The sequence below is a fragment of the Corallococcus terminator genome, assembly GCF_003611635.1.
GTDB lineage: Bacteria > Myxococcota > Myxococcia > Myxococcales > Myxococcaceae > Corallococcus > Corallococcus terminator.
Map to the genome: position 1 here is coordinate 32,545 of NZ_RAVZ01000032.1, position 11,456 is coordinate 44,000.

The following is an 11,456-nucleotide window of genomic DNA, read 5'->3' on the forward strand; positions in this document are numbered from 1 at the left end:
CATCGCCAGGGTCCACCGCCTCGGATGCGCCGTTCCTGGCCCCCCCCGGGACATCACCTCCCGCCGTGCCTCCGCGCGTCCTGCGCTCCTTCATTCCGCACGGTGAACCCGACCCGGACGCGAAGCTGTCCGCGGGCACTCTCGTCGCGCACGGTGGCCTCACGCTGTTGCCCCTGGCCTCCGTCTGGGCCGCGACGCGCGTGGGCGGCGATACCCGCCTGGGCGCCACCGCCGCCGAGGCCGCCGCAGGTACCCTGCTGGCCTCGATTCCCGGACGCTTCCTCTTCGTCCACCCCTCCTATCCGCAGGGCCGCTGGCTGGAACTGGAAGTGGGCGCGTTCGGCGCCGCCTTCGTCGTGACTCCGCCCATCGCCGCGCTCGGCACCTGGGGCATGGGGGAAGTCGCGTTCGGCGACAGCGAACATCGCGGCCACGCGTACCTGGGCGCGCTCGGCGGCGCGACGGTGGGAATGCTGCTCGGCATCGCCGCGCACGAAGGCCTGAAACACCTCGCCGGCACCAGCGAACGGCTGGACACCCTGCGCCGCTACCTCGCGTTCTCCCTCATCGGCTCCGGCGCCACCGTGGGCTACCAGTGGAGCCGCACACCCACGCAGCGGCATTGACGCATTGTTTCGCCGCAGCGATGTTTCATTTTTCTTCCCGCGTCCGTCGCCTCGGCACCCTGCTCCCCACACCGGCGCACGGGCCTGAAACAACACCCGTGGCGCTGTCAGACGGGGGCCCTAGAGTGCGCCTCGCAGCACGAACACGACCCAGGGAGAAGACACCATGCAGGCTCGCAAGCACGTCCGCCACATCGCCTTCATCGCCGCTGTCGTCGCCACCGTGATGGGCATCGGCGTCGCCGTCGCGCCGGCCTCCGCCACCGCGGGGGACTGCACGCCCACCTGTTTCAAGAACCCCATCTCCGGGCAGATCACCTGTACGTATCCCTGCCCGTAGTCCTTCGCGGGCAGCGAACGTGAGTCCCAGGCCCCACCCGCGCGATGTCGGGTCGGGGCCTTCTTCATGCCCGGAAACAGGCTCGGAAAGCGCGAGACGCCGCGCCTACTCGGAGCGCATCGCGTCCACCGGGTCCAGCTTCGCCGCGCGCGCCGCCGGGTAGATGCCGAACAGCAAACCCACGCCGCAGCTCATCCCCAGCGACACCGCCACGGACCAGAGCGGCACCTCCGTGGGCAGGCGAATCATCCACCGCGCCAGCAGCGACAGCCCCACGCCCAGCCCCACGCCCAGCGCGCCGCCCACCAGCGACAGCACCACCGCCTCCAGCGCGAACTGCGCGAGGATGCGGTAGCGCTTGGCCCCCAGCGCCTTGCGGATGCCAATCTCCCGTGTCCGCTCCGTCACCGCCACCAGCATGATGTTCAGGATGCCGATGCCGCCCACCAGGAGCGACAACAGGCACACGCCGAAGCTGGCCGCGGAGATGGCCGTCGACATGTTGTTGAACGTCTCCGTGGCGCTCGCATTGGAGAAGATGAAGAAGTCGTCCGCTTCGTCCGGCTTGAGTCCGTGACGCCGGCGCATGAGCAGCGTCACTTCATCCTGGGCGCGCAGGAGCACCTCCGCGGATCTCGCCTGGATGCTGACGCGCAGGTCCCGGACGCCGAAGATGCCCGCGTACGTGGTCAGGGGAATCATCGCCTGGTTGTCCTGGCTGCCCCCGCCCATGAAACCGCCCCGGCGCTTGAGCGTGCCCACCACCTGGAAGGTGCGCCCCAGGATGCGGAACTCACGCCCCAGCGGATCCATGCCGGGGTACAGCGTGTCCGCCAGGTCCGCGCCAATCACCGCCACCCGCCGCCCGTCCACCGTCTCCGTGTCCGTGAAGGGCCGCCCGGTGGCGATGCTGATGGCGTTCGTCTGGAAGTAGCCCGGCGTGCCCGCCCACACGTTCACGTTGGCGCGGGTCTCCCGCTCCGACGTGGACGCCTTCTGGCCGCCCTTGGAGTCTTCCGCCGCCGCCACCTCGATGGAGGGCTGCAACCGGATGGCGTCCAGGTCCGCGTAGGTGAAGCGCGGCCGGCGCGCCAACTGCGCCGCCGACAGCTCACCCTGGCCGAAGGGCAGCCGCTGCACCTGGAAGCAGTTGACGCCCAGGTCCGACAACTGGTTGTTCACCTGGTTCTTCAGTCCCTCGATGAGCGACATCATCGCCACCACCGTGGTGACGCCAATGACGATGCCCAGCAGCGTCAGGAATGAGCGCAGCGGGTTGGAGCGGAACGTGCCGAACGCCAGCCGCACCGTGTCCCAGAATGCCATCCACATCGCCGGTGTCTCCTTGCTGCCTCAGTCGTGGCGGAGGGCTTCCACCGGATCCAGGTTCGCCGCTCTCGCCGCCGGCCAGATGCCGAACAGCAACCCCACCACGGCGGAGAAGCCCACCCCCGCCGCCACCGTCACCGGGTCCACCCGGGCCGCCAGCGGCGTCAGGAAGTTCACCAGCCACGCGATCCCCATGCCCACCGCGGTGCCCATCGCGCCGCCCACCGCGGACACGCTGGCCGCCTCCATCAGGAACTGGAGGATGATGGTGTGCTTGCGCGCGCCCAGCGCCCGCCGGACGCCAATCTCCCGCGTCCGCTCGCGCACCGACACCAGCATGATGTTCATGATGCCGATGCCGCCCACCAGGAGCGTGATGAGCCCCACGCCCGTCGCCGCCCCGTAGAGCGCGCCGGTGAGCTGCTTGTAGATGCCGGCGAGCTGATCCGGCCGGTTGATGGCGAAGTCGTCCGGCGCGCCCGGCCGGGTGTTGCGTTCGCGGCGCAGCGCCTCCGTGAGCCGGTCCTGCACGACGGGGATGTTGTCCTGCGAGTCCACCGCGAGCACCAGGTTGGGCGAGCGCTTGCTGCCGAACTGCCCCCGGAACGCGGGGTAGGGGGTGATGACCTGCATGTCCATGTTCTGCCCCAGCACCGTGCCGCGCTCCACCATGGTGCCGACGATGCGGTAGGGCCGCTGGTCCACGAGGACGCGGTGGCCCACCGGGTTGATGCCCGGGAAGAGCACCTTCACCACCTCCGCGCCCAGCACCGCCACCGCGGAGCGGTTGTCCACGTCCGCGTCGGTGAGGAAGCGCCCCGCGGACATTTCGATGGAGGAGGTCATCAAGTAGTCGGGGCTGGTGCCCAGGGTGAGCACGGAGTTGAGCTTGCGCTCCTGGAACGACACCTCCGCGCTCTCGAAGTACGTGGGCGCCACCGCCACCACGTGCTCGGAGGCGTTGCGCAGGGCGGGCACCAGGTCCAGCGTCAGGTCCTTGCGGTTGCGGTACTCCCACCAGTCCCCGTTCATCACCCAGGGGAACTTGGCGACCTGGAGGGTGTTGGAGCCCAGCCTCCCCAACTGCTCCGCGAACGAACTGTTCAACCCCTGGATGATGCCCACGATGGCCAGGAGCGTGCACACGCCCACGCCGATGCCCACCGTGGTGAGCACCGTGCGCAGCCGGTTGGAGCGCAGCGAGGACAGCGCGATGCGCGCCCCCTCCCACACGTCGACCCGGAAATTCACCTGGACCACCCCTTTGACCGCGCTGGAAACCGCGCGGCCCACCGCACCGGGAAACCCCGGCGGGCGGGCCGCGTCAGGCACTCTACGCCCGGGAAGGCCGCCCATTGCACGCGGCCTTCACGCAGAGGGTTCCAGCCCGGACTTTCCGGGTTCACTTCCTCAGGGCAGCACGGTCACCGTGTCGCCAGAGAGGCGCACCTTGACGGTGACCTCGTTGGGCAGCAGGTCGTGCTCTTCGATGATGTGGTTCTCGTCCACGCCCACGCGCACGGTGTACTCGCCGTCCGGCGTGTCGGTGACGTCCAGCCACTGGCAGGGCACGTCGGAGGTGTAGACGTCCGACCAGCCGGGAGAGATGCCCGTGCCCGGGTCGTACCAGGAGTACGGGACGCCATCCGAGCAGTATTGGGTGTAGTCGAGCATGTAGAAGCCCTGCTTGCGGCCCACCGAGGTGGAAGCCCCCGACGCGTCGCGCAGCTCGTAGCCCGCGAAGTTCACCAGGTGGTGGTGTTCGTGGCACGCGTCGAAGACGAAGAGCTCCGGCCGCTCCTGCGGCGAAGGCACCACCAGCGGGCCGTTGCCCAGGTTCATGATGGAGGTGGTGAAGCGCAGCAGGCGCCGCTCGCCGCCCACCGGCACGCAGCCCTCACGCACCTCGCACGAGTCCTGGGCGAAGGTGCGGCGCTCCACGAACAGCGTGCGCGCGAGCACGTCCCGGTCCACCGTCAGGTCCGGCTTGCCGTTCACCGGATCCACCACGAGGTTGCACACCTTCGTGGGGGCCAGCGCGGGCGCGGGCTCCGTGGAGGCCGGCACCGCCCCGCCGCCGAACACCACCACCCGGCCCGGGAAGTTCGCGCCGTCCAGGTCCTGCGGCAGGCCCACCACCACGTCGTCATGGCCGTCCCCGTCCAGGTCGCCCCCGGCCGCCGCGCCCAGGTAGGTGTTGCCCAGCGACGTGCGCGGGTCCAGCCGGTTGGCGCGAGGCCACGCCCACACCGGCTCCAGCGGACCGGACACGTTCGCCGTGGGACGGAAGAGGTACACGCGCCCCAGCGCGGTGACGACGAAGTCGTGGCCCGTGCTGCCCTCCACCATGGAGCCCACGGGGACGACGCCCTGGCCGAACGACAGGAAGATCTGCCCGAAGAGGGAGAAGGCCGCGTCGTCCATCACCTGCCACACGGGCGTGGGGGAATAGCCCTGGAGCGAGGCGTCGGACAGGTGCAGGCGCTGGCTGCCATCCAGGAGCAGGAAGCCCTCCGGGTGGCCATCCCCGCTCAGGTCGGGCAGTGCGTGGAAGACCTCCGCCCTGCCCGTCCACACCGGCTGCGTCGTCAGGGGCCCGGTGCACGCACGCGCGCTGTCCGCCTTGCAGCCCAGGAAGAGCTCGGCCTTGGAGTCATCGTGGGTCACCAGCAGGTCCTGCGCACCGTCCCCATCCGTGTCGCCCGCGGGTCGCGGGGTGCCGGAGCCGGACAGCGTGAGCACGGAGGCGAAGGGCCCCTCCGCGGCCCCGGGCGTCGAGCGGTACACGGTCAGCACGCCGTCGAGCGAGGAGACGACGAGGTCGTCCTTCCCGTCCCCGTCCACGTCCAGCAGGTGCGCGCCGCCGAAGCGCAGGGTGGTGGAATCCGGCACGCGGAACAGCGGCGTGGCCAACACCTGGGACAGGTCCGGCCCCCCCTTGAACACGCTGACGCCGAAGGAGGAGAGGACGAGCACGTCCGCGTACGCATCCCCGTCGATGTCGCCGGTGGTCGCGGTGAGCTTGAAGCCAGAAGTGCGCGGGCTGGGGTGCACCCACGTCATCGTCGTGAGGACGGGCACCTTGGAGAAGTAGCGCGCCTCTCCGGCGTACACCGCCACGCGGCCAGGGTCTGTCTGCGTGCCCGTGCAGGGCCCGGACGTCACCAGCAGGTCCTTGCGCCCATCCCCGTCGAGGTCGCCCAGCGCCACGGTGCGGCCGAAGCACTCCTGCTTGTTCGTGCCGTCGCCCTCCACCTGCCAGCGCGGCGTCTCCGACAGGGTGGAGTCCACGGTGCCGCCCCCGTCGGGCGTGCCCGCGTCGGGCAGGGGCTTCGGGTCGTCCTTGCAGCCCGTGAGGGACAACAACATCACCACCGCGCAGACTCGCGTGTTTCGCATCCGCATTCGTCAACCCCCGAGCCACAGGACACGGCTGGCCATCCAGCGCGCAACTCCTGGAGCCGTCCCCAGTCTAGGTCGGACTCCCGGCCCGACGGTTCGCATGAACAGACGTCTGGTTTGAAAGGGGACTCGCCTGCCCATGCCCCGGGGCATCGACGTTACGACCTGGAAGGCTGGGGCCGTGGCGCGCGAGCGTGTGCCCGCCACGGCCCTCCCGCCCGTTTCAGGGCAGTACAGTGACCGTGTCGCCAGCGAGGCGCACCTTGACGGTGACCTCGTTGGGCAGCTTGTCGTCTTCGTCCACGATGTGGTTCTCATCCACGCCCACGCGCACGGTGTACTCGCCGTCCGGCGTGTCGGTGATGTCCATCCACTGGCAGGCGGTGTCCGCGGTGTAGACATCCGACCAGCCGGGCGAGATGCCCGTGCCCGGGTCGTACCAGACGAACGCGCTGCCGTCCGCGCAGTACTGGGTGAAGTCGATGAGGTAGAAGCCCTGCTTGCGCCCCACCGAGGTCTCCTTGCCGGAGGCATCACGCAGCGAGTAGCCGGCGAAGTCCACCAGGTGGTCGTGCCCGTGGCACTCGTCGTAAACGAAGAGCTCCGGCCGCTCCTCCGGCGAGGGCACCACCGCTGGCGCGCTGCCCATGTTCATGATGGAGGTGCTGAAGCGCAGCAGGCGCCGCTCGCCGCCCGCCGGCACGCAGCCCTCGCGCACCTCACAGGAGTCCTGGGCGAAGGTGCGGCGCTCCACGTACAGCGTGCGCGCGAGCACGTCCCGGTCCACCGTCAGGTCCGGCTTGCCGTTCACCGGATCCACCGGGAGGTTGCACACCTTCGTGGGAGCCAGCGCGGGCGCGGGCTGCGTGGAGTCCGGCACCGCGCCGCCGCCAAACACCACCACCCGCCCCGGGAAGTGCGTGCCGTCGGTCTCCGGCCCCAGGCCCATCACCAGGTCGTCATGGCCGTCCCCGTCCAGGTCGCCCGCGGACGCCACCGCCGTGTTGACGAAGCCCAGCGCCGTGCCGGGTTCGATGCGGTTGGCGCGAGGCCACGCCCACACCGGCTCCAGCGGACCGGACACGTTCGCCGTGGGGCGGAAGAGGTACGCGCGTCCCAGCGCGGAGATGATGAAGTCGTGGCCGGTGCCGCCCTCCACCATGGCGCCCACGGAGATGGCGGACTGGCCCAGGAGGGGGAAGGCCGCGTCGTCCATCAACTGCCACGCGGGCGTGGGCGAATACCCCTGGAGCGAGGCGTCGGAGAGGTGCAGACGCTGGCTGCCCCGGAGGTTCACGAGCAGCTCCGGGCGGCCATCGCCGCTCACGTCCGGCAGCGCCCTCATCGCCTCCGCGGTGCCACGCCACACGGGCTGCGACGTCAGCGGCCCGGTACACACGCGGGTGCTGTCCGCCTTGCACCCCAGGAACAACCCCACCGCGTTCTCCTCATCCAAGAGCGTCATCAGCACGTCCTGGGCCCCGTCCCCGTCGGTGTCACCGGCGGGTGTGATGTAGCCGGAGAAGACGCGCACGTTGGTGAAGGGGCCCTCCGCCGCGTCAGGCGTCGAGCGATAGAGGGTCGTGCTTCCGGTCGTGGTGGTGACGACGAGGTCGTCCTTCCCGTCACCGTCCAGGTCCAGCAGTCGCGCGGCGGTGAAGCGCGTGGTGGTGGAGTCCGGCACGCGGAACAGCGGCTGCGCCAGCACCTGGGCCAGGTCCGGCCCGCCCTTGAACACGCTGACGCCGAAGTAGCCCTGCACGACCACGTCCGCGTACGCATCCCCGTCGATGTCCCCCGTGGCCGCCACCAACCGGTAGCCGGAGGTGCGCGTGCTGGGGTGCACCCACGTCATCGTCGTGATGATGGGCACCTTGGAGAAGTAGCGCGCCTCGCCCGCGTACACGGACACGCGGCCCGGGTCCGTGGGGGTGGCCGTGCAGATAGGCGAGGGCACCAGCAGGTCCGGGTGGCCGTCACCGTTGAGGTCCCCCAGCGCCACGTTGCGGCCGAAGCACTCCTTCTTGTTCGTGCCGTCGCCGGCCACCTCCCAGCGCGGTGTTTCGGACAGGGTGGGACTGGCCACTCCGGCATCGGGAGTGCCGCCGTCGTCAGGGGTGCCCGCGTCGTCGGGAGTGCCGCCGTCGTCAGGGGTGCCCGCGTCGTCCGGCAGGCCCGCGTCCGGGGTGCCCGCGTCGGGCTGGGGCTTCGGGTCCTTGCAGCCTGTCACCACCGCCAGCATCACGGCGCAGGCCAACACTCCAGGGATCCGCATGGGTCACTTCCTTTGGGGGACACGACCACCGGCCCGGCGCGTCTGAGCTGAGAGGGGCGGGAGGATAGGGCCTCACCCGGGCTTCCCGGAAATGCCCTTGTCCTTTGAGGGGCATCCCCAGGACAGCCCCGGGGTGCGCTTGACGGACGTGCGCGTTGGCAGGAGGGCAGCCGGGCAGGCGGACGTGGCCATCACCCCCGCCCGTCCCCAGGTTTCGCGCGGGCAGCGCGCGAGCGTGTGCCCGCCCGCCATATGCCCGACACCGTCGCCGACACCGCCGCGGGACCTCGAGCCGACGCCGCTCCGGCCTCCGAACGGTTCAGCCGCTCCCAGAAGGCGTTCACGCTGGCGGGGGCGCTGCTGGGCCTGATGCTGGCCGCGCTGGACCAGACCATCGTGGCCACCGCCGGCCCGGCCATCCAGGCGGACCTGCGCATCGCGCCGGAGCACTACCCGTGGCTCACCACCGCGTACCTCGTGGCCTCCACGATGATGGTGCCGGTGTGGGGCAAGCTGTCGGACCTGCTGGGCCGCCGCGCGGTGCTCATCGCGGGCATCGCCGTGTTCCTCACCGGCAGCTTCCTGTGCGGCGCGGCCCGCACCACGCTCGTCCTCATCCTCTGCCGCGCGGTGCAGGGCCTGGGCAGCGCGGCGCTCTTCACCGGCTCGCTGGCGGTGGTGGCGGACCTGTTCCCGCCGCGAGACCGGGGCAAGTACCAGGGCCTGTTCGGCGCGGTGTTCGGCCTGTCCAGCGTGATTGGCCCGCTGGCCGGCGGCTTCATCACCGACGCGCTGGGCTGGCATTGGGTGTTCTTCATCAACCTGCCGGTGGGCGCGCTCGCGCTGGCGCTCATCCTGCTGCGCATGCCCCCGCTCAAGCCCGAGGGCCTGCACGGAGGCAAACTGGATGTCGTGGGCGCGGTGGCGCTGGCCCTGGCGGTGGTGCCGCTGCTGCTCGCGCTCAGCCTGGGGCATGGAGCGTCCGCGCCGCGCGCGGGCGGGTTCGCGTGGAGTTCGGCGCCCATCCTCGGGTTGTTCGCGCTGTCGGCGGTGGCGGGGGCCCTCTTCATCTGGCGGGAGCGCCGCGCGAAGGAGCCGCTGTTGGATCCGTCGTTGTTCCGCCTGCGCGCGTTCACCGCGGGCAACGCGGCGGTGTTCACCATTGGCGCGGTGTTCCTCGCGTCCGTCACGTTCCTGCCGCTGTTCATGGTGAACGTGGTGGGGCTGTCCGCGACGCACTCCGGCCTGACGCTCACGCCCCTGACGCTGGGGGTGGTGGCGGGCAACGTGCTGTCCGGACAACTGGTGTCGCGGATGGGGCGCTACAAGACGCTGATGGTGGGCTCGCTGCTGTTCCTGATGGGCGGCTTCGCCGTGATGGCCTTCACGCTGACGCCCGACTCCAGCCAGGCCGAGGTCACGGTGAAGATGGTGCTCGTGGGCCTGGGCCTGGGCCCGTCCATCCCGCTGTACACCGTGGCCGTGCAGAACGCGGTGCCGCCCCAGCGCATCGGCGTGGCCACGTCCGCGACCACCTTCTTCCGGCAACTGGGCATGACGGTGGGCGTGGCGCTGCTGGGCACCGTGTTCGCGGGCACGCTGGGCCGGGAGCTGACAACACGCACCGAACAGGCCACGCAAGGGCTGCCCCAGGACGTGCGCCAGGAGCTCCAGGCCTCGTCTCCCAACGGCCTGGGCCATGCCCTGGGCGGCGAGGGCGCTCCCGCGGGCAGCCGGTTCCAGCCCGAGGAGGTGAAGGCGAAGCTGCGGCAGGGCTTCGCGGAGGAGCGGCGGCAGGCCTCCCAGTCCCTGCACGGCACCGACGAGGCCCGCGCCCACGCGAAGCTGGACGCGAACGAGGCCCGCGCGCTGTCCACCGTGGACCGGGTGGAGCGCGCGCTGAAGGAGTCCTTCACCCGCGCGACGATGGCGGTGTACCGCTTCGCCATCTTCGTCGCGCTGGCGGCCCTGCTCGTCACGCTGCTCCTGCCGGAGATGCCGCTGCGGCGCGGCGCTCCCCGGCAGGCCGTGGCGGAGTAGCCGCCAGTCGGGGGCCCGCGGCTACTTCTTCGGCGGAGGCGGACCGTCGGACTCCGGCGCGGTGGGGCGCGCGAGCACGCCCGGCGCCTCCGCCAGCGCATACGCCATCCACGTCACCGCGGCGGTGCTGCGCGACAGGTCCTGCGGATCCACCTTGTCCAGCGTGTCCGCCATGGAGTGGTGCACGTCGAAGTAGCGGCTGCTGTCCACCCGCAGGCCCACGAAGGGCACGTGCGCGGGCTCCATGGGGCTCAGGTCCGCGCCCGTCGCGTGGCCCACCAGGAACGTGGCGGCGCCCAGGCCCTCCAGGGGCGCAAGCCACGGCCGCAGCAGGTCCTCCCCGCCCGGGCCCGCGTGCAGGCTGACGCCCAGGGGACGTCCGCCGCCCGAGTCCATCTCCAACGCGGCCACGTGCTTGGGCAGCTCCTTCGCGTGGGCCTGCGCGTAAGCGCGACCTCCGCGCAGGCCGTTCTCCTCGTTCATGAACAGCACCACGCGCACCGTGCGCCGGGGCGCCTGGGGCAGCTTCGCGATGAGGCGCGCCGCCTCCATCACCATCACCACGCCCGCGCCGTCGTCATGCGCGCCCGTGCCCACGTCCCACGAGTCCAGGTGCGCGCCCAGCAGCACCACCTCGTCTGGCTTCTCGCGGCCCCGCACCTCCGCGACCACGTTGGACGAATCCGCCTCCGGCAGGTCCGAACACCCCAACACCAGACGCACCTTCACCGCCCCGCCCTGGAGCATCCGGTGCAGCGTGAGCGCGTCCTCCACCGACACCGCCGCCGCGGGCAGGCGCGGGCCGCCATCATCGAAGCGCGTGGCGCCCGTGTGCGGCGTGCGCAGCGACGCCGTGGACAGCGAACGCACCAGCGCGGCCACCGCGCCCTGCTTCGCCGCCGCCGCCGGCCCCCGGCTCCTCATCCCGGCGAAGCGGCCGTAGTCCACCGCCTCCGACATGGTGTGGTTGAAGAAGACGATCTTCCCCTTCGCCTTGTCCCCCAGCGCGGCCAATTCCTCCAACGAGCCCACCTCCACCACCTCCGCGGTGAGCCCCTCCGGCGGCGTGGGCGCGCTGCCTCCCAATGCCAGCAATGACAGGGGCAGGCCCCGCGTGCGTTCGGAGGAGAGGATTTCGCCGTGCTCCTCGCCGCGCACCCAGTGCGGCACCTTCACCGGCTCCTTCCACGCCTTCACGCCGTCCGCCTGGAACGAGCGCAGGGCCCACTGCACCGCGGCCTCCGCGTTCTCGGAGCCCGACAGGCGCGGGCCCACGCCGTCCGTCAATTCCGCCAGCCGCGCATAGGAATGGCCTTCCGTGAGCGCGGGCCCCACCAGCCTTGCGGCGGTGGCCTGCTGCGCGGCGCTCAGGCCCTTCCTGGAACCGGGGGCAGGCGTCATGGGCGCCTTCACGGGGGCGGTGGCGGACCCCACGGGAACCTGC

8 protein-coding genes are annotated in these 11,456 nt (G+C 71.1%); 3 read left to right on the forward strand and 5 right to left on the reverse strand.

From position 1 onward, the window contains the following. Positions 1–65: 65 nt before the first annotated feature. Positions 66–626 (forward strand): hypothetical protein, encoded by a 561-nt coding sequence (locus tag D7V88_RS07480; protein ID WP_120539913.1) that lies wholly within the window; start codon positions 66–68, stop codon positions 624–626. 166 nt (positions 627–792) lie between these two features. After that, the gene (locus D7V88_RS43620; protein WP_167509822.1) at positions 793–966 is read left to right on the forward strand and encodes a hypothetical protein; all 174 of its coding nucleotides are present in this window, start codon (positions 793–795) and stop codon (positions 964–966) included. Positions 967–1,071: 105 nt separating this feature from the next. On the opposite strand, the gene D7V88_RS07485 is transcribed toward D7V88_RS43620, so the two are convergent. From D7V88_RS07485 to D7V88_RS07500, 4 genes are all read right to left on the reverse strand, one after another. Continuing rightward, positions 1,072–2,292: an ABC transporter permease gene (locus tag D7V88_RS07485; protein ID WP_120539920.1), complete on the reverse strand. Its 1,221-nt coding sequence runs from the start codon at positions 2,290–2,292 to the stop codon at positions 1,072–1,074. A 27-nt stretch (positions 2,293–2,319) separates the two neighbouring features. Continuing rightward, positions 2,320–3,546, reverse strand: a complete 1,227-nt coding sequence (locus tag D7V88_RS07490; protein ID WP_120539921.1) for an ABC transporter permease — start codon at positions 3,544–3,546, stop codon at positions 2,320–2,322. Positions 3,547–3,705: 159 nt separating this feature from the next. Continuing rightward, positions 3,706–5,694: a lysyl oxidase family protein gene (locus D7V88_RS07495; protein ID WP_244238039.1), complete on the reverse strand. Its 1,989-nt coding sequence runs from the start codon at positions 5,692–5,694 to the stop codon at positions 3,706–3,708. A 226-nt stretch (positions 5,695–5,920) separates the two neighbouring features. Beyond that, entirely contained in the window at positions 5,921–7,972 is a 2,052-nt protein-coding gene (locus D7V88_RS07500) for a lysyl oxidase family protein (protein WP_120539915.1), read from the reverse strand. A 252-nt stretch (positions 7,973–8,224) separates the two neighbouring features. Here D7V88_RS07500 and D7V88_RS07505 point away from each other — a divergent pair, with 252 nt between their 5' ends. Beyond that, entirely contained in the window at positions 8,225–10,012 is a 1,788-nt protein-coding gene (locus tag D7V88_RS07505) for an MDR family MFS transporter (protein ID WP_120539916.1), read from the forward strand. Between the two features lie 21 nt (positions 10,013–10,033). Here D7V88_RS07505 and D7V88_RS07510 read toward each other — a convergent pair whose 3' ends face one another. Then, positions 10,034–11,413: a M20/M25/M40 family metallo-hydrolase gene (locus D7V88_RS07510; protein ID WP_244238040.1), complete on the reverse strand. Its 1,380-nt coding sequence runs from the start codon at positions 11,411–11,413 to the stop codon at positions 10,034–10,036. Positions 11,414–11,456 lie beyond the last annotated feature (43 nt).